At 59.4% G+C, this 17,033-nt stretch carries 17 protein-coding genes; 4 read left to right on the top strand and 13 right to left on the bottom strand.

Going from position 1 to position 17,033, the window contains the following annotated elements:
* Positions 1-50: 50 nt before the first annotated feature.
* The 8 genes from M3P88_RS13815 to dapC form a co-directional block, all read right to left on the bottom strand.
* A complete protein-coding gene (locus M3P88_RS13815) occupies positions 51-827 on the bottom strand; it encodes an MlaA family lipoprotein (protein WP_249616591.1) in 777 nt (258 codons plus the stop codon).
* Positions 824-1,120, bottom strand: coding sequence for an STAS domain-containing protein (locus M3P88_RS13810; RefSeq protein WP_249616590.1), 297 nt, complete (start codon positions 1,118-1,120; stop codon positions 824-826). Before M3P88_RS13810 ends, M3P88_RS13815 begins: the two co-directional genes overlap by 4 nt.
* The gene (locus tag M3P88_RS13805) at positions 1,120-1,740 is read right to left on the bottom strand and encodes an MlaC/ttg2D family ABC transporter substrate-binding protein (RefSeq protein WP_249616589.1); all 621 of its coding nucleotides are present in this window, start codon (positions 1,738-1,740) and stop codon (positions 1,120-1,122) included. The genes M3P88_RS13810 and M3P88_RS13805 overlap by 1 nt, the downstream gene beginning before the upstream one ends.
* Positions 1,741-1,789: 49 nt before the next feature.
* Positions 1,790-2,272 carry an outer membrane lipid asymmetry maintenance protein MlaD gene (mlaD, locus tag M3P88_RS13800; RefSeq protein WP_249616588.1) on the bottom strand — a complete coding sequence of 161 codons (483 nt, stop codon included), beginning with the start codon at positions 2,270-2,272 and terminating at the stop codon, positions 1,790-1,792.
* Positions 2,273-2,289: 17 nt separating this feature from the next.
* A complete protein-coding gene (gene mlaE / locus M3P88_RS13795) occupies positions 2,290-3,075 on the bottom strand; it encodes a lipid asymmetry maintenance ABC transporter permease subunit MlaE (RefSeq protein WP_249616587.1) in 786 nt (261 codons plus the stop codon).
* Complete coding sequence (locus M3P88_RS13790) at positions 3,068-3,883, bottom strand: ABC transporter ATP-binding protein (RefSeq protein ID WP_249616586.1); 816 nt, start codon at positions 3,881-3,883, stop codon at positions 3,068-3,070. Before M3P88_RS13790 ends, mlaE begins: the two co-directional genes overlap by 8 nt.
* Positions 3,884-4,099: 216 nt before the next feature.
* Positions 4,100-4,921 (bottom strand): 2,3,4,5-tetrahydropyridine-2,6-dicarboxylate N-succinyltransferase, encoded by an 822-nt coding sequence (gene dapD / locus M3P88_RS13785; RefSeq protein ID WP_249616634.1) that lies wholly within the window; start codon positions 4,919-4,921, stop codon positions 4,100-4,102.
* Positions 4,922-4,971: 50 nt separating this feature from the next.
* Complete coding sequence (dapC, locus tag M3P88_RS13780) at positions 4,972-6,174, bottom strand: succinyldiaminopimelate transaminase (protein ID WP_249616585.1); 1,203 nt, start codon at positions 6,172-6,174, stop codon at positions 4,972-4,974.
* A 48-nt stretch (positions 6,175-6,222) separates the two neighbouring features.
* On the opposite strand from dapC, the gene M3P88_RS13775 reads away from it, so the two are divergent.
* Positions 6,223-7,128: a DMT family transporter gene (locus tag M3P88_RS13775; RefSeq protein ID WP_249616584.1), complete on the top strand. Its 906-nt coding sequence runs from the start codon at positions 6,223-6,225 to the stop codon at positions 7,126-7,128.
* Here M3P88_RS13775 and M3P88_RS13770 read toward each other — a convergent pair.
* The 3 genes from M3P88_RS13770 to M3P88_RS13760 form a co-directional block, all read right to left on the bottom strand.
* The gene (locus tag M3P88_RS13770; protein WP_249616583.1) at positions 7,125-7,781 is read right to left on the bottom strand and encodes a SlyX family protein; all 657 of its coding nucleotides are present in this window, start codon (positions 7,779-7,781) and stop codon (positions 7,125-7,127) included. The genes M3P88_RS13775 and M3P88_RS13770 overlap by 4 nt on opposite strands.
* A gap of 18 nt (positions 7,782-7,799) precedes the next feature.
* Positions 7,800-9,113, bottom strand: a complete 1,314-nt coding sequence (locus tag M3P88_RS13765; RefSeq protein ID WP_249616582.1) for a Na+/H+ antiporter family protein — start codon at positions 9,111-9,113, stop codon at positions 7,800-7,802.
* A 103-nt stretch (positions 9,114-9,216) separates the two neighbouring features.
* Positions 9,217-9,996, bottom strand: a complete 780-nt coding sequence (locus M3P88_RS13760) for a class I SAM-dependent methyltransferase (RefSeq protein WP_249616581.1) — start codon at positions 9,994-9,996, stop codon at positions 9,217-9,219.
* 85 nt (positions 9,997-10,081) lie between these two features.
* On the opposite strand from M3P88_RS13760, the gene M3P88_RS13755 reads away from it, so the two are divergent.
* Positions 10,082-12,337 carry a DNA internalization-related competence protein ComEC/Rec2 gene (locus tag M3P88_RS13755; RefSeq protein ID WP_249616580.1) on the top strand — a complete coding sequence of 752 codons (2,256 nt, stop codon included), beginning with the start codon at positions 10,082-10,084 and terminating at the stop codon, positions 12,335-12,337.
* Here M3P88_RS13755 and M3P88_RS13750 read toward each other — a convergent pair.
* The gene (locus tag M3P88_RS13750; protein ID WP_249616579.1) at positions 12,319-13,086 is read right to left on the bottom strand and encodes a ParA family protein; all 768 of its coding nucleotides are present in this window, start codon (positions 13,084-13,086) and stop codon (positions 12,319-12,321) included. The genes M3P88_RS13755 and M3P88_RS13750 overlap by 19 nt on opposite strands.
* A gap of 27 nt (positions 13,087-13,113) precedes the next feature.
* Positions 13,114-13,590, bottom strand: a complete 477-nt coding sequence (locus M3P88_RS13745) for a surface-adhesin E family protein (RefSeq protein WP_249616578.1) — start codon at positions 13,588-13,590, stop codon at positions 13,114-13,116.
* Positions 13,591-13,735: 145 nt separating this feature from the next.
* On the opposite strand from M3P88_RS13745, the gene recQ reads away from it, so the two are divergent.
* Both recQ and argJ read left to right on the top strand, forming a co-directional pair.
* Entirely contained in the window at positions 13,736-15,532 is a 1,797-nt protein-coding gene (recQ, locus tag M3P88_RS13740; protein WP_249616577.1) for a DNA helicase RecQ, read from the top strand.
* Positions 15,533-15,605: 73 nt separating this feature from the next.
* Positions 15,606-16,823, top strand: coding sequence for a bifunctional glutamate N-acetyltransferase/amino-acid acetyltransferase ArgJ (gene argJ, locus M3P88_RS13735; protein WP_249616576.1), 1,218 nt, complete (start codon positions 15,606-15,608; stop codon positions 16,821-16,823).
* Positions 16,824-17,033: the final 210 nt, after the last annotated feature.

Genomic DNA, 17,033 nt, shown 5'->3' with positions numbered 1-17,033 from the left:
AATCCCCGCAGCCGTAGGTCTGGTGCGGGGGTATTTTACTGCGTCTGCTTTCAGGGCTTGGGCACCGGTGGTGCAGCCACGGGAGCCGAGGCTTGCGGTGCGCCTACCAGATCATCGATATTGATTTCTTCTTCATCCGTATCCTGTGGCAATACCGCCCCGGTTTGCTTGGCGCGCATATGCATATAGGCGTCGCGGGTAAAGGTATAGGCATCCAGCGAGGACTCGTCGATCTGCTGTTCCAGACCGAGCAAGCGCTCACGTTCGTTGACACCATACAGGCCGTAAAAGCCGGCGGCTTGCGGCAGCGTGTCATAGATCAGCTTTTCCGGCCCCGGAATACTGAGCGAAATACCCAGGCCCGAGCCATCGCGTACGGTAGATGGGCCGAAAAACGGCAGCATCAGGTAGTTGCTGTTTTTCCAGCCCCAACTCGCGAAGGTGTCGCCCAGCGTGGTACGGTTCTTTACCAGACCTGCCGGTGTTGCAATATCGATCAGGCCGAACAGGCCGAAGGTCGAGTTAATGCTGACCCGCATCAGATCGTTCAGTGCTTTTTCCGGTTCGGCTCGCAGCGTATTGCTCAGCAGACTGAACACATCTTTCATGTTGCCGTAGAAGTTGCCGACCGCCGTTCTGAATGGCTTGGGTGTGACGGTACGATAGCCTTCTGCTGCCGGCTTGATCACATTGCGATCCAGCGTCGAGTTAAAGTTATACATCGAGCGGTTGAACGGCTCGTAGGGGTCATAGGGGCTGCTCGGGTTGCTGGCGCAAGCCGATAGCGATAGTGCCGCCACAATGGTTAACAAGCGCAAGGATTTCATCTTGTAGGCTCCATCAACGTGTCCAGCAGGACGTCTGCGCCGTATAGCCTGGCCAGGCTGATCAGCGGTGCTGGCACATTTTGCAGGGTAAAGGACTTGCCCTGCACCGCCCCTTGGCGTGCCAACTCGAACAGCATCGACAAGGCCGCCGAGTCGGCTCGGTTAACCTTGGCCAGATCAAGGTGCAAGCTGTCGCCACTTTTAAGCCGGGCAGACAGTTCTTTGAGCTGTTGCCCGGTGCTTAGCATAGTCAGCTCGCCGGACAGCGCGGTGGCGGCGTGATGGGCAGGCATCAGGCTGCTCCGCGTGCCAGCTTGGCATTTTTGTCCTGCAAGGCGCGAATCAGACCATCCAGACCGCTTTTGCGGATTTCATCGCTGAACTGGTTGCGGTACACGGTGACCAGGCTGGCGCCCTCGACGCTGACATTAAAGACTTTCCAGCCCTGTGCGGTCTTGTACAGCACATAGTCGACATTGACCGGCTTGCTGCCGTTGCCGTTATTGCTGCCGGTGGTGATTTCCGACTTAACCGTGGCTTCACGCCCTTCGTTGTTCAGAATTACATTGGGCTTGATATTGACCGATGCATTCTTGAAGCGGGTCATGGTGCCGGAGTAGGTACGCACCAGCATGGTCTGGAATTCGCGTGCCAGTGCCTCTTTTTGTTCCGGGCTCGCATCGCGCCAGCCGCGGCCGACGGCCAGCGCGGTCATGCGGGTAAAGTCGAATTTGGGGATGACGAAGGTTTCGACTTGGGTGCGGATTCGGGCCGTGTTCTTGCCGTCGTCCTTTTTCAGCATCTCCAGAACCTGAGTCGAAGTGTCCTGAATCAGCGCCAGCGGCGTATCGGCCGCTATGGCTTGGGTCGACAGGCCGAGGAGGAACAGGGTGGTCAGTAGCAGTTTTTTCATTTTCAGGGTGTCCGGTATTGATTTTCAGTTTAGTGCCTGAGCCGGCGGCTCAGGGCTGTTTGTCGTCTTTGGCGGCGCCGCCTTCGGCAAAGCTGGTCATGAACTTGCCGATCAGTTGTTCCAGTACCAGTGCCGACGAAGTTAGGGCAATGCGACCGCCGGGTTTCAGGTCTTCCGGGTCGCCGCCTTGCACCAGCCCGACGTATTGTTCGCCCAGCAGGCCTGCGGTCAGGATTTCGGCGCTGGTGTCCTGACTGAAATTGTACTGGCTATCTATGCTCAGGTTGACGCGCGCCATATAGTTCTTGCGGTCAAGCTCGATGCTGCTGACCCGGCCAACCAGAACGCCGGCCGCCTTGACCGGTGCCTTGACCTTGAGGCCGCCGATATTGTCGAACTCGGCATAGAGCGCATAGCTCTTGTCGGCACTTTGCGGCGTCAGGTTGGCCACCTTAAGTGACAAAAAGGCGATGGATGCAAGGCCGATGGCGACAAAAATGCCGACCCACAGGTCGATGATGGAGCGTTTCATGATGGTTTTTTCCGAAGCTAGAACATGAAGGCAGTCAGCACAAAATCGAGTGCCAGAATAACCAGGGCCGAGGTGACGACGGTACGGGTGGTGGCCGCCGAGACGCCGGCGGCGGTGGGCGTCGCATCAAAGCCTTCGTACACGGCAATCAGGGTCACCGCCATGCCGAAGAACAGGCTTTTGATCAGGCCGTTGACCACATCGACGTGCAGGTCGACATTGGCCTGCATTTGCGACCAGTAGCTGCCGCTGTCCAGACCTATCATCAGCACGCCGACGGCGTAGCCGCCGATAATTCCCATTACATTGAATAGCGCCGCCAGAATCGGCATGGACAGCACGCCGGCCCAGAAGCGTGGCGCCACGACGCGAGCGATGGGGTTGACCGCCATCACGCTCATGGCGTCCAGCTGCTCGGTGGCCTTCATTAGGCCGATTTCGGCGGTCATGGCCGAGCCTGCGCGACTGGCAAACAAAAGCGCAGCCAGCACCGGGCCCAGTTCGCGCAGCAAGGACAGCGCCACCAGTGCCCCCAGCGCATCGGCCGAGCCAAAGCGCACCAGCGTGGTATAGCCTTGCAGCCCCAGCACCATGCCGACGAACAGGCCGGACACGACGATGATGATCAGCGACAGCACGCCGGAGAAGTACATCTCGCGTATCACCAGATGAAAGCGCAGCAGGCTTTGTCCCGAGTTCATCAGGATGGCGACAAAAAAGCGGCTGATCACACCCAGACGCCAGATAGCCTCGATCACCCAGTGGCCCAGCTTGCGCAGGGGAGAGAGCAGGGTTTCAAACATGGGCGCCTCCGAGTCCAAGATCATCGGCCAGCGAGGTGGTGGCCGGATAGGCCAGATGCACCGGGCCGTCGGCTTCGCCGTAGACAAACTGGTGTACCCAGGGGGATGACGAGGCGCGAACCTCGTCCGGCGTGCCCTCGGCCACGATCTCGCCATTGGCGACAAAATAGACGTAGTCGACGATATTGAGCGAGTGCTGTACATCGTGCGTCACCATCACCGAGGTGGTGCCCAGCGCATCGCTGAGTTTTTTGATCAGGTGGGCAATCGCACCCAGCGAGATCGGGTCCAGTCCGGTAAAGGGTTCGTCGTACAGCATCAGTGCCGGATCCAGTGCAATGGCGCGCGCCAGTGCAATACGGCGCGACATGCCGCCGGAGAGTTCGGCCGGCATCAGGTGTTCGGTACCGCGCAGGCCGACGGCGGCGAGCTTCATCAGCACCAGGTCGTGCACCATGCTGTCGGGCAAGTGTGTGTGTTCGCGTATCGGGAAGGCCACATTGTCGAATACCGACAGATCGGTAAACAGCGCGCCGAACTGGAACAGCATGCCCATACGGCGGCGATGCTCGAATAGTTCGCGCGTGCTCATCTTTTCGACATGGCGGCCGCCGACGATCACTTCGCCCTGTTGCGGGTGAACCTGACCCGATATAAGGCGCAGCAAGGTGGTCTTGCCACTGCCGCTGCCGCCCATAATGGCGACGAAGCGCCCGTAGGGAATGCTCAGGTTGATGTTTTTCAGAATGCTGCGCTCGCCATAGGCAAAGCTGACATTTCTGAATTCGATAAAGCTGTCTGTACTCACGGAGTTTTCTATGACCAAAAAAATGGGGCAGAAGCTGCCCGAGTTGTTCGGCATTTTACAGTCTGCAAGGCAGAATCACCAAATTACCGCCTTGCTTTATGATCTCTTGTTGCAATGCACACAGCGGATAGGTGCTGTTTGGCGCTTATGCTTGACGCGGTGATTTTTTGGGGCGCAAAAAAGCCCGCCTTTTGCCGGCGGGCCTAAGCGGGGGCATCAGATGCCGCGCAGCAACTCATTGATGCTGGTTTTGGAGCGGGTCTGCGCATCGACCTTCTTGACGATCACCGCGCAATACAGGCTATGGCTGCCGTCTTTGGATGGCAGGCTGCCGGACACCACCACCGAGCCGGCCGGTACGCGGCCATAGTGGATTTCACCGGTTTCGCGGTCATAGATACGGGTGGATTGGCCGATAAATACGCCCATGGAGATCACCGAGCCTTCGCCGACGATCACGCCTTCGACCACTTCCGAGCGCGCGCCGATAAAGCAGTTGTCTTCGATAATGGTCGGGTTGGCCTGCAAGGGTTCCAATACGCCGCCGATGCCGACGCCGCCTGACAGGTGCACATTCTTGCCGATCTGGGCGCAGGAGCCGACGGTGGCCCAGGTATCGACCATGGTGCCTTCGTCGACAAAGGCGCCGATATTGACAAAGGACGGCATCAGTACGGTGTTTTTGGCAATGAAAGCGCCCTTGCGTGCGACCGCACCGGGTACGGCACGGAAGCCGGCAGCGCTGAAGTCTTCTGCCTTCCAGTCGGCAAATTTGGTGTCGACCTTGTCGAAATAACGGCTGACGCCATCATCCATCACTTCGTTGTCGCGGATGCGGAACGACAGCAGCACGGCTTTTTTCAGCCACTGGTTGACGATCCACTCGTCGCCCTGTTTTTCCGCTACGCGCAGATGGCCGTTGTCCAGTTCATTAATGACCTGCTCGATAGCGGCTTTGAGTTCGGCCGAGACCGAAGCTGGCGTGATGGATGCGCGCTCTTCGAAGGCATTTTCAATCAGGGATTGCAGCGGATGCATATGGTTAAGCCCTTTGGCAAGATGAATGGTGGTGGTCATGATCGTAATCTTTAAGTGTTTGCAGTGCGATAAGCGCTTGTAAATTGTGCCATGCGTTGTGCGGCATCAACGCATTCTGCCAGTGGTGCGACCAGCGCGATACGGATATAGCCCTGGCCCGGGTTGTGGCCATGCGCCTCGCGCGCCAGCAGCGAACCGGGCAGGACGGTAATGTGCTCGTGCGCGAACAGTTCGCGGGTAAAGCGGACATCGTCCCCGCCGGGCACGCGGGCCCACAGATAGAAGCTGGCATCGGGCCGTTTGACGTCCAGCACTTGAGCCAAGGGGGCGGTCACGGCATCAAACTTGGCGATGTAAGCGGCGCGATTGGCAACGACATGCGCTTCATCATTCCATGCGGCGATGCTGGCGGCCTGTGTTGGCAGACTCATGGCGCTGCCGTGATAGGTGCGGTACTGCAGGAAGTCTGCCAGCAGACTGGCATCGCCGGCAACAAAGCCCGAGCGCAGGCCTGGCGCATTGGAGCGCTTGGACAGGCTGGTAAACATCACCAGGCGCCGGTAGTCGCGTCCCAGCTTGCGCGCCGCCTCCAGTCCACCTAAAGGCGGACTGCCGAAGTGGATTTCGGCGTAGCACTCGTCCGATGCAATCACAAAGCCGTAGCGGTCGGAGAGTTCGAACAGCGCCTGCCAGTCGGCCAGACTCATCACCGCGCCGGTCGGGTTGCCTGGCGAACAGACGAAAACCAGTTGTGTGCGCTGCCAGATCGCCTCCGGTACGGCAGACCAGTCCGGCTGGAAAGCGCGCTCGGCGGTGCAGTTGACGTAAAACGGTTGGGCACCAGCCAGCAGTGCAGCACCTTCGTAAATCTGGTAAAACGGATTGGGTGAAATGACGATAGGTTTTTCGGCGCCACTGCTATCGATCACGCTTTGTACAAAAGAAAACAGCGCCTCGCGGCTACCATTAACCGGCAGCACTTCGCAAGCCGCATCCAGCTCGATCGCGTAACGACGCTGGGCCCAGTCGCGACAAGCCTGACGCAAGGCGTCGGTACCCAGCGTGGCAGGATAGCCGGCGAGTCCCTCCAGATTACCCGTCAGTGCATCGGTGAGCAGCGCCGGCGTCGGGTGCTTGGGTTCACCGATCGACAGATTGATGGCGATCTTGTCTTGCGGGGGCTGGACATCGGCCAGCAGGGCGCGCAGGCGCTGGAACGGGTAGGGTTGCAGTAGGGCCAGATTGGGGTTCACGGTTCTCTCTCGTGCTGCAGCAAATCTGACCATCTTAAAGAAAACAATATGATCCTGGCAAAACAAAAGCTGACTGCCGTGGCTTGTCTGTTGACGACCGCGCTGGTGTGGGGGCTGATGTGGCTCCCTTTTCGCGCCTTGCAAGCAGGAGGTGTCAGTAACTGGACCACCTCCTTGCTGGTGTATCTGATCGCCATGTTGCTGGGCCTGGTGCTGTTTCGCGCGACTTTTCGGCAGGGGGTGCGCTGGACACCGGTTATGCTGCCGATGATGCTGGCTTTTGGGTGGTGCAATTTCAGCTATAGCTGGGCACTGACCGAGGGGCCGGTGGTACGTGTGCTGCTGCTGTTTTATCTGTCTCCGCTGTGGACGGCGCTGCTGGCGCGCCTGATCCTGCACGAGCGGCTGACCCGCAGCGGTTATGTGGTGATCGCCACCTTGCTGGCGGGTTGCCTGGCCATTTTGTGGCGCCCCGGTGTGTTTGACGGCGATTTACCCTTGAGCCATCTCTATGAGTGGCTGGCCTTGTCCGGTGGCATGGCGTTTTCGCTGGGTAATGTACTGAGCCGTAGTGCCGATACTCTGCCCTTGCCGGTCAAATCCGCCATGATCTGGTTGGGTGTTCTGTTTTTTGCTGCGGGAGCCTTGCTTTGGCGTGGTCAGTTAGCCGCCGTGCTGGAAGTTCCGCCCATGGCATGGGCGGTCATCCTTGCGCTGGGCGTTACCTTGTTGTGTACCAGTGTGATCTCCCAGCATGGCGTATCGTTGTTGCCGGCCAATCAGGTGACGGCGTTGATGTTGCTGGAGCTGGTGTTTGCCGCAGCGACCGCCTGGCTGCTTGCCGGTGAAAGCATACGAGCAGGCGAGTGGTTGGGCGGCATGCTGATTGTTGCATCCGGGCTGTTTTCCGGACGCATGACTCACCCCTCAGCCGGCAGGCGCGTAGCGGTTTAATAGTGCGGCGGAATTTCGTCGCGCAGCGAGCGCTCTTCATTTTCGCCACTGCCGCGTGCGCTTTGACGATACAAGAGGCGCAGCTGTTCTTGCAGCAGGTCGAGTTCGTGTTGCTGGCGTGCAAGCGTGCTGCTTAAGGCATCGACGGTGTCATCCAGAAAGGCCAGACGGATTTCCAGTTCGCCACAGCGTTGCTCGGCATCGCGTGCATTGAGCCAGTTTTGTAGCTGCTGCACGCGAAACGGGCGTTGGAACAGGGTGTAGAGCGTCAGCCAGTCTTCGGCGCGCATCCATGGCAAGCCATGTTCGATATCCACCTGTGCCGGGTCGAAGTCCCAGCTGGTCTGTTTCTCCCCGTCGCGTACGCAAATGCCCGCTATCAAATCGATGGCACTGCCGTCCTGGCTGACAAAGCGGGCGAAGTGCTGTGCAATATGGCGCGGATGCGCCGGCCTTGGTTCTTCGTTAAAGAGTTCGGCCAGACGCAGATGGGCCTGGGCAAAGTGCTCGGGCGTGACCAGCAGATCCAGATCCTGCGGGTTGGCCTCCAGCCCCAGATGGTAGAGCAGGGTGCTGCCGCCGACTCCCCAGTCAAGTCCGTTGAGTAAGGGGGCGAGTCGTGTCGCCAGTGCCATTGGGGCAGGAGTATTCATCATGCTTCCTTAAAAATTTCACAGCACCATGGCGGCAATCCAGCCTGCGGTCAGTAGCGGCAGGTTGTAGTGCAGAAAGGTCGGAATGACGGTGTCGCGGATATGGTCGTGCTGGCCGTCCACATTCAGACCCGAGGTGGGGCCCAACGTTGATTCAGAGGCTGGCGAGCCGGCATCACCCAAGGCTCCGGCCGTGCCGATAATGGCGATGGTCGCCATCGGTGAAAAACCCAATTGTATGCACAGCGGCACATAAATGGCGGCGATGATGGGCACAGTGGAAAAGGACGAGCCTATGCCCATGGTGATAAACAGGCCGACCAGCAGCATGACGAATACGGCCAGGCCGCGGTTATGACCAAACAGATCGGCCGAAGCGTTGACCAGCGGGGCAATCTGGCCAGTGGCCTTGAGTACTTCGGCAAAGCCTTGGGCGGTGATCATGATGAAGCCTATCATCGCCATCATTTTCATGCCTTCGGTAAACAAATCGTCCGCGTCTTCCCATTTCACCACGCCGGTGGCGATAAAGGTCAGGAAGCCGACCAGTGCGCCCATGATCATGGAGCCGGAGTAAAGCTGTACCGAAAACGCCAGCACAATGGCGAACAGCGCGGTCAGAATGGAGCGTGTGCTGATTTTGGCATGGGTACGCTCGGCATTCTCGATGCGCCCCAGACTGTAGTGGCGCGGCTTGCGGTAGCTGATGAATACCGCACACAGCAGGCCAGCCAGCATGCCGGCCGCCGGAATGGCCATGGCGTGGGTGACATTGATGCCGGCCACGTCCATGCCGGACTTGGCGATATTGCCCAACAGGATCTGTTTGAGGAAAATCTCGCCAAAGCCGACCGGAAACAGCATATAGGGTGTGATCAGACCGAAAGTCATCACACAGGCAACCGCGCGCCTGTCCAGTTGCAGCTTGGCCATGACATAAAGCAGCGGCGGCACCAAGAGCGGGATAAAGGCGATATGGATGGGAATCAGGTTCTGGCTGGAGATGCTGACCGCCACCAGCAAGAGCAGCAAGGTCCACTTGAGCTTGGTTTTGGCTTGCCCGTTTTCCAGTTTCTTTAAGGCAATATCGGCCAGAGCATGCGGCAGGCCGGACTTGGCAATGGCCACGGCAAAAGCGCCGAGCAAGGCATAGGACAGTGCCACCGACGCGCCACCGGTCAGCCCCTTATTGAAGGCCTCCAGTGTATCGGCCAGTGACAGGCCTCCGACCAGTCCGCCGACGATGGCGCCGATCAGCAGGCTGATGACGACATGGGTGCGGGCGAGTGACAGGCCGAGCATCAGCACGACCGCAAGAAGGACAGCATTCATGTTGAGTATCTGTGTGGGAATTCAGGATGGCTTTAAAATAATCGCTTAAACGCAGCCTGTCGAGTTGGCGAGTGCTTGCTTCGAGCTTTGTGCCATTCGCCGCTTAGTCCGGCTTGCTCATGCTTTGCTTGATATAAAGGTCAAAGCGGGTCGATTTGCCTTCCATCACCACCGAAGGCTTCATGCCTGCTATCGGTGCGCCAAGGCGCGGGCGCTTCACCACCACCCGCTTGCGTGCCGCCTCCCACGCTGCCGCGAGCAGGGCGGCGCTGTCCATATCGTCGCCGATGACCTGCTGGAAGGCCTGCATGTCCTTTTTGGCTGCGGCGCTTTTTTTGTCGGTGTCGGGGAACATCGGGTCGACAAACACCACATCCGGTGCCTGCTCGGGAGCCAGCGTGCTCAGCCAGTCTATCGAGTTGGCGTGCACCAGCGTCATGCGTGCGGCGATATCGGCGGTGTCGGCATGCGAGCGTGCCCTGTCCAGCGCATCAAACAGCAAGGCGGCGGCGACGGGTGAGCGCTCAAGCAAGGTGACCTGACAGCCCAGACTTGCCAGTACAAAGCTGTCGCGCCCAAGGCCGGCGGTCGCATCAACGACGCTGGGCAGGGTTTTGGCGCTCTTGAGGCCGATGGCCTTGGCCACAGGCTGGCCGCGCCCGCCGCCCTGTTCGCGCCGGTGTTTGGCTGCGCCTTCAACAAACTCGGCGTAAACCGCGCCATGCTTGCCTATGGTCACCAGCTCCAGCCTGTCGTCCCCCAGTTCCAGCCAATAGCCGCTGGTCGGGCGTGCGCGCAGGCGTTGCAGGCCGAACAGGGCGACCAGTCTGTCTGCGTAGTCACGGCGGGCACTGGCGGCGAGGAAAAAAGGAAAATCGGACATGGCGGTCTTTCAGGCAGTAGCGGGCGAGGGCGCACGATAAGCGAGGCTAGGCTGCCATGCAAGTTGTGCCTGCATATGATGGAGCATGGAACGGCTGGTTTGCTTCTGTCTGGGCGTGGCCTTGATTGCCGTGCTGCCCGATTTGCCAGACTGGCGCTGGTGCTTGCTGCCATTGCTTTTGGCTTGGCCTGCGCGACGCTATTTGCGGGGTGTGGGTTTGCGCGTCTGTTACGGCATCCTGATGGTGTGCTGCGCGATGGCGTGGGCAAGCTGGCGCGCCCAACAGCAATTGGCGCATAGCCTGTCAGCGGCCGAGGAGGGCATACCGATTGTGCTTGAAGGCCGGGTGCAGGGGCTGGCGACCCGCAACGACTTTGCCACCCGCTTCGATTTTGTGCCTGAGCATGCGCCAGCCGGAGTGCCTAGCGTGCTGCTGGCGCGTGACTATCTGCAGCGCGACTGGCCGGCCGGCAGTCGCTGGCGTCTTAGCCTGCGCCTGCGTGCCGCGCGCGCCGAGGCCAACCCCTATGGTTTTGATGGCGAAGCCTGGATGTGGTCGCAAGGCTTGCTGGCCAGTGGCAGCGTCGGAAAATACCGGGTCGCGCTGGGGCAGGAGGCGGGCATGGCCGCCGCGCTGGACCGTTTGCGTGCACGTCTGGTGGCGCGGATTTATGCCACGCTGGGCGACGGGCGCGAGGGCGCTTTGGTTGCCGCACTGGCGGTGGGCGCGCAGGGCGATTTGCCGCGTACAGTATGGCGCGAGTTGGCCGCGACCGGCACCACCCACCTTGTCAGCATCTCCGGCGTGCATGTGACCATGGTGGCCTTGCTGGCCGCGTACCTGATGCGCGGCCTGCTTTTCTTGCTGCCGCGCTTGGTGCGCACGCCGCAAACACTGGTCATCCTGACCGGGGTGGGCGCGGCATTTGCCTATGCGCTGCTGGCCGGATTTTCGGTGCCGACCCAGCGCACGGTGCTGGCCCTGGCTCTAGCCGGCGCCATGCTGCTGATGCGGCGTGGCTTTACGCCTTTTCAAATATGGTGGAGCAGTCTTGCGCTGGTCTTGCTGATCGATCCGTTTGCCGTGCTGACACCGGGCTTGTGGCTGTCGTTTGGCCTGGTGGCGGCGCTGATTGTGGCTGGCATGGCAAGACGCCGCCCGCTTTATGGCTGGCGCGACATGCTGGCCGGGCAGTGGGCGGTGCTGGTGGTGTCGCCTTTACCGCTGCTGTGGTTCTTTGGTCAATTGCCGCTGGTGTCGCCGCTGGCCAATTTGCTTGCCATTCCCTGGATCACGCTGCTGGTCACGCCCCTGGCGCTGCTTGGCCTGTTTGATCCAAGCGGCGGGCTACTGCATCTGGCCGGCTTGGCGGCACAAGGTTTTTTCTGGGCTCTGGCTTGGCTGGCGCGCTTTCCGGCACTGGCCTTGCCGGCGGCCCCCTGGCCACTGACTATTTTGGCGTTGGCCGGCAGCTTGCTGCTTCTGCTACCGCTGGCATGGTGTGCGCGCCTGTTTGGCCTGTTGCTGATGGGGCCATTATTGTTTTACCCGGCACCCGTGCCTGACGCGGGGCATTTTCGCGCCCGCCTGATCGATGTCGGGCAAGGTCTTGCGCTATTGGTACAGACCCGCCGCCATCACCTGTTGTTTGATACCGGCGCAGGCGAGGCCGGCCGTATTTTGCTGCCGCAATTGCAAGGCTTGGGTGTCCGGCGATTGGATGTGCTGGTGTTGTCGCACCATGATACCGACCATATGGGGGCCGCCGCTTCCTTGCTGGCGCTCTTGCCTGCCGCGCGTATCCTGACCGGGCAGGTCGGAAAAATGCGTGCTGACGGTATTCATGCCCTGCCTTGTCTGGCCGGGCAAAGCTGGGTCTGGGACGGGGTGCGCTTTGATATGCTGGCGCCCGCAGCCGGTGATCCCCCGGAGAATGATAACGCCGCCAGTTGTGTGTTGAGGGTTGCCACCCGGCAGCAGGCCTTGCTGGTGACCGGTGATTTGCCGCAAGCTGGGGAGCGTGCACTGATTGTGCGCTATGGCGCAGCCTTGCGTGCCAGCGTGCTGGTGCTGGGCCATCACGGTAGCCGTACCTCCAGCGCCGCCGAATTTTTGGTTCGTGTTGCGCCGCAATGGGCGCTTTCCAGCAACGGCTACCGCAACCGGTATCGCCATCCGCACGAGGAAGTGTTGGCGCGAGTAGCCGCCAGCGGTGCGCGCTTGGTGCGCACCGACGAGAGCGGGGCGGTGCAGATTGATGTATCCGACAGGGTCAGCATACGGGCATGGCGGCATGAGGCACCGCGTTATTGGCGTTTTCGTCAGGCCGGTAGCGATTGATACAGCGCGGCATAGGCCTGCGACAGCTTGTGACGCGGCTCAAGAAAAATCATCGGGCTGCAGGCTTCATGTGATTCGCGGATTTTGACCGAGGCCGGCAGCGGCGGGTCCAGTACCGGCAAACCCTGTTCGCGCAATTCCTCCACCATGCGTTTGGGCAGGCTGGCGCGTGGCTGGAACTGGTTGACGACGATGCCTTCGATAGACAAAGCCGGATTATGGTCGGTGCGGATTTCCGCTACGCTGTCGATCAGTCCGAGCAGGGCGTGGCGCGAGAAGGCATCGCAGTCAAAAGGAATCAGGCAGCGCTCGGCGGCAATCAGGGCCGAGCGGGTATAGAAGTTAAGCGCAGGCGGGGTATCTATCCAGATTTCGTCGAACTTGTCGTCCAGCGTATCCAGTGCTTCTTTAAGCTTGAACATTTTGTAGCGCGACTCCAGCTTGACCATCATTTCGGCCAGTTCCGGATGCGAGGCCATCAGCGACAAGCCCGGAAAGCGGGTTGCGCTGATAAAGTCATCCGCCTTCTTGCCGAACAGGCTGATGCTGAGCATCTGCTGGTAGAGGCCCGCCACGCCCTGACGGGCATCCGCCGCACTTTCACCGGTCAGGTAATGGCTGCTATTGCCTTGCGGGTCGAGGTCGATGACCAGTACCCGCTTACCCAGGCTGGCCGCGATTGCCGCCAGGTTTACGGTAATGGTCGATTTACCGACCCCGCCTTTTTGATTGAAAACGATTCTGCGCATGGGCTCCGTTCCGGCGGAGCCCGGCGCTTAGTTGCCCGTAGTTCCGCACACATATTCAAATTGCTGATAGCTGGCCGAGTTGCGTACAACCGGCATTGCTCTAATTTGTTTGTCATTATATGTGTAGTTGGCGATGGCACGGCCATTTTCGTCAAACAGATCCATGCCGGTCAGGCGTATATTGCGCGCCTTGCAATCGACGACCCAGCGATTGACGGACTGTTTGTGCCTGGGCGTATTGAGGTAGTTCTCTTTGGCCGGGTTGAAAATGGTCTTGCGGTCGCGGTAGGCAAACAGATTGTTACCGTGCTTGCGTATGCTCAGTCCGTCTATTTCGTGCAGGACATTGCCGCTAGGCGAGACCCCCAGATTGTGCCATTCGGCATTGGCCTGCGGACGGCTGCCGCCTGCAGTACCGGTGTCTAGCGGTTTGCCGGTTTGTGTGGCGCAACCTGCCAGAAAAGCCGTGCAAAGCACGGTGCTGCGTAATAAATGCTTGAACATGAAAGCCTCCGTGCGCGCAGTCTCGCATATTCATGCGCGCAGGTCAGCAGGCAAGGCCGGCTAGTTGTTTGCGGCAACATAAGGCTGTCCGGATTTGTTTTGCGCTTACAATGAGCGTCTTTCTTGCTCTTCCGGTCGTCAAACCATGCGTCAAGCCCTCGATATTCTGCAAAACCTGTTCGGTTACCCCGCATTCAGGGGGGAGCAGGCACAGATTATCGCGCAGGTCGCACAAGGGGGCAGTGCGCTGGTGCTGATGCCGACAGGTGGCGGCAAGAGTTTGTGCTTCCAGATTCCGGCGCTGATGCGCGACGGTCTGGCCATCGTGGTGTCGCCGCTGATTGCCTTGATGCAGGATCAGGTGGCGGCTTTGACCGAGCAGGGCATTGCCGCCGCCTGTCTTAACTCGGCGACCGAGCCGGAGGCGCAACGGTGCATCGCGCAGGATGCGCGCTCGGGTGCGCTTAAGCTGCTTTATGTGGCGCCCGAGCGCATGTTGACCCCGCGTTTTCTCGAATTTATGGCCGGGCTGAATATTTCGCTGTTTGCCATTGATGAAGCGCATTGCGTCAGCCAGTGGGGACATGACTTCCGTCCCGAGTATCAGCAATTGGGTGTGCTGGCCCAGCGCTTTCCAGCCGTGCCGCGCATTGCGCTGACGGCAACGGCTGACCCGCAGACCGAAGCTGATATCCTGCACTATCTGGGGCTGACGGCTGCGCCGGTGTTCAAATCCAGTTTCGATCGGCCCAATATCTTCTATCAGGTCATCGAAAAGCATGAGGCCAAGAAGCAGGTGCTGGCCTATATCCAGCGCGAGCATAGCGGCGAGTCCGGCATCGTCTATTGCCTGTCGCGCAAGCGGGTCGAAGAGTTTGCCGCATGGCTGGCACAGAATGGCATCATGGCGCTGCCTTATCATGCGGGGATGTCGCACGAGGCACGGGATGCGAATCAGCGCCGCTTTTTGCGCGAGGACGGGGTGGTGATGGTGGCGACCGTCGCTTTCGGAATGGGGATAGACAAGCCGGACGTGCGCTTTGTCGCCCATGTCGACCTGCCTAAAAGCCCGGAAAACTTTTACCAAGAGTCGGGGCGCGCCGGGCGTGACGGCCTGCCTGCATCCAGCTGGTTATGTTATGGGCTGAACGATATGGTGCAGCTGACGCAGATGATCCTGAACTCGGAGATGGCTCAGCTACAAAAGCAGGTCGAGCTGTCCAAGCTGGATGCAATGGTCGCATTTTGCGAAACCGCCGCCTGCCGTCGCCAGCTGATCCTGGCGCATTTTGGTGAAGTGGGGCAGCCGTGCGGGCATTGCGACAATTGCCTGCACCCGCCGGTCACGTTTGATGCGACGCTGGCCGTGCAAAAACTATTGTCGTGTATCTGGCGGGTCGGGCAGCGCTATCCGGCCAGTCAGGTTATCGATGTGTTACTGGGGCGCAGCAATGCGCACGTGCTGCAAGTCGGCCATGACCAGCTCTCTACCTTCGGCATCGGCAAGGAATATTCGCAGCGGGCATGGCGTTCGCTGGTGCGCCAACTGGTGGCAAGAAAGATTATCGAGGTTGATGTCGTGCGCGGGCAGTCGCTGGTATTGACCGAGTCCAGCCGCAATATTCTCAAGGGGCAGGAAAAAATCTTCCTGCGGCCGCTGGCAGATGATAGCCGGGCTAAAGCCGGCAGCACCGAGCAATGGTTACGCACCGAGCGCGAAGAGCGGGTCTGGCAGGCACTGCGGCGTTGGCGTAAAAGCATGGCGGATGAGCACAATGTGCCGGCTTATGCCGTTTTCTCCGACAAGACCTTGCGCGAACTGGTCGAGAAGCGGCCATCGTCACTGGCTGAGTTGCGGCATATCTATGGCTTGGGAGAGCTCAAGTTGGCGCGCTATGGCGAGCCGCTGCTGTCGTGTCTGGAAGAGGCGCTGGCCAACTGAGGACGGGCTGTCGCGCAGACATAAATAAATCCGTTACAATCAATGCCAATAACATTTATTGTGGAGGTGCGGAATGGCAGTCAATCTCAAAGTCGCGGATGAGCAAAGCTTGCTGGCGGTAGCCGGTGTCAAGCTGATGGTGGCTGAGGCCGGTATCAAAAAGGCGGAGCGCAAGGATGTACTGGTGATTCAGTTGGATAAAGGCAATACCGTTGCCGGCGTCTTTACCCAGAACCGTTTCTGCGCCGCACCGGTTCAAGTGAGCAAATCCCATCTGGGGGCGGGAGTGCAAATACGCGCGCTGGTAGTCAATACCGGCAATGCTAACGCCGGTACCGGCGTCGCTGGGCGTGAACATGCCCTGCAAGTTTGCAAGGCACTGGCTGAAGAGCTGGGCTGCCAGCCCGAGCAGGTATTGCCGTTCTCTACCGGCGTGATTCTGGAGCCGCTACCGGTAGCTAAGATCATCCAGGCCTTACCGGCAAGACGTGAAGCCAACTGGGCCGAGGCGGCCGAGGCTATCATGACGACCGATACGGCACCCAAGGCGGCGAGTCGCACATTGAGTCTGGATGGTGTGCCTGTCGCCTTGACCGGCATTGCCAAAGGCGCCGGCATGATTCACCCCAATATGGCCACTATGCTGGGATTTATCGCGACCGATGCGGCTATTACGCGCCCAGTGCTGGAACAGCTGGTCAAGGAGGTCGCCGACCAGTCTTTCAACTGCATTTCTATTGATGGCGACACGTCGACCAATGACAGCTTTATGCTGATCTGTAGCGGGCAAAGCGCAAGCAGCCTGATCGACTCGGTCGACCATCCGCATTACGCCCCATTTAAAGCCGTCTTGCTGGATCTTGCCCGCGAGCTAGCGCAGGCCATCGTGCGTGACGGCGAAGGCGCGACCAAATTTATTACCGTCAAAGTGGAAGGCGGGCGTAGCGTGGCCGAATGCAAGGATATCGCCTATGCGATTGCACGCTCGCCACTGGTTAAAACCGCCTTCTTTGCGTCCGACCCTAATCTTGGGCGCTTGTTGGCCGCGATCGGTTATGCCGGAGTGACGGATCTAGATGTGGATAGGCTTTCCCTCTATCTAGATGATGTGCTGGTGGCCTCCGCCGGGGGGCGTCACCCAGGTTATAAAGAGGCTGATGGCCAACGCGTCATGCAGCAAAGCGAGATTACGGTACGGGTTGTGCTGGAGCGGGGGAGTGCGGATGCGACCGTATGGACGTGCGACTTCTCCTATGACTATGTGCGTATCAACGCCGATTACCGTAGTTGAGCGCGCGTTTCTATCCTGCAGCAGAGGACGTTTGACGCATACCTTCAGCGGTAAGTTGTAGCAGGATAGATGGCTTGAAAAAACATGAGCGGACTAAATTGTTTTAAAACAATGGCTTGATGTTTTTCAGGCTGGGTTTGGCCATTTTTACGGGTTTTAGTAGTTGACGCCCCCGAGCAAGGTGCGTATATTTCGCCTCCTCAGCTGACA

The organism is Craterilacuibacter sp. RT1T (assembly GCF_023502145.1).
Lineage (GTDB): Bacteria > Pseudomonadota > Gammaproteobacteria > Burkholderiales > Chromobacteriaceae > Craterilacuibacter.
Note: the sequence above shows the minus strand (reverse complement) of the source record. Positions and strands in the feature narration are given on the sequence as shown.

Coding starts and splice junctions, on each gene's coding strand:
- dapD (WP_249616634.1), bottom strand. CDS start 4,921: ATGCATCCGCTGCAATCCCTGATTGAAAATGCCTTCGAAGAGCGCGCA.
- M3P88_RS13760 (WP_249616581.1), bottom strand. CDS start 9,996: ATGTCCGATTTTCCTTTTTTCCTCGCCGCCAGTGCCCGCCGTGACTAC.
- mlaE (WP_249616587.1), bottom strand. CDS start 3,075: ATGTTTGAAACCCTGCTCTCTCCCCTGCGCAAGCTGGGCCACTGGGTG.
- M3P88_RS13775 (WP_249616584.1), top strand. CDS start 6,223: ATGATCCTGGCAAAACAAAAGCTGACTGCCGTGGCTTGTCTGTTGACG.
- mlaD (WP_249616588.1), bottom strand. CDS start 2,272: ATGAAACGCTCCATCATCGACCTGTGGGTCGGCATTTTTGTCGCCATC.
- M3P88_RS13745 (WP_249616578.1), bottom strand. CDS start 13,590: ATGTTCAAGCATTTATTACGCAGCACCGTGCTTTGCACGGCTTTTCTG.
- M3P88_RS13815 (WP_249616591.1), bottom strand. CDS start 827: ATGAAATCCTTGCGCTTGTTAACCATTGTGGCGGCACTATCGCTATCG.
- M3P88_RS13770 (WP_249616583.1), bottom strand. CDS start 7,781: ATGAATACTCCTGCCCCAATGGCACTGGCGACACGACTCGCCCCCTTA.
- M3P88_RS13810 (WP_249616590.1), bottom strand. CDS start 1,120: ATGCCTGCCCATCACGCCGCCACCGCGCTGTCCGGCGAGCTGACTATG.
- M3P88_RS13755 (WP_249616580.1), top strand. CDS start 10,082: ATGGAACGGCTGGTTTGCTTCTGTCTGGGCGTGGCCTTGATTGCCGTG.
- M3P88_RS13750 (WP_249616579.1), bottom strand. CDS start 13,086: ATGCGCAGAATCGTTTTCAATCAAAAAGGCGGGGTCGGTAAATCGACC.
- M3P88_RS13805 (WP_249616589.1), bottom strand. CDS start 1,740: ATGAAAAAACTGCTACTGACCACCCTGTTCCTCCTCGGCCTGTCGACC.
- argJ (WP_249616576.1), top strand. CDS start 15,606: ATGGCAGTCAATCTCAAAGTCGCGGATGAGCAAAGCTTGCTGGCGGTA.
- M3P88_RS13765 (WP_249616582.1), bottom strand. CDS start 9,113: ATGAATGCTGTCCTTCTTGCGGTCGTGCTGATGCTCGGCCTGTCACTC.
- recQ (WP_249616577.1), top strand. CDS start 13,736: ATGCGTCAAGCCCTCGATATTCTGCAAAACCTGTTCGGTTACCCCGCA.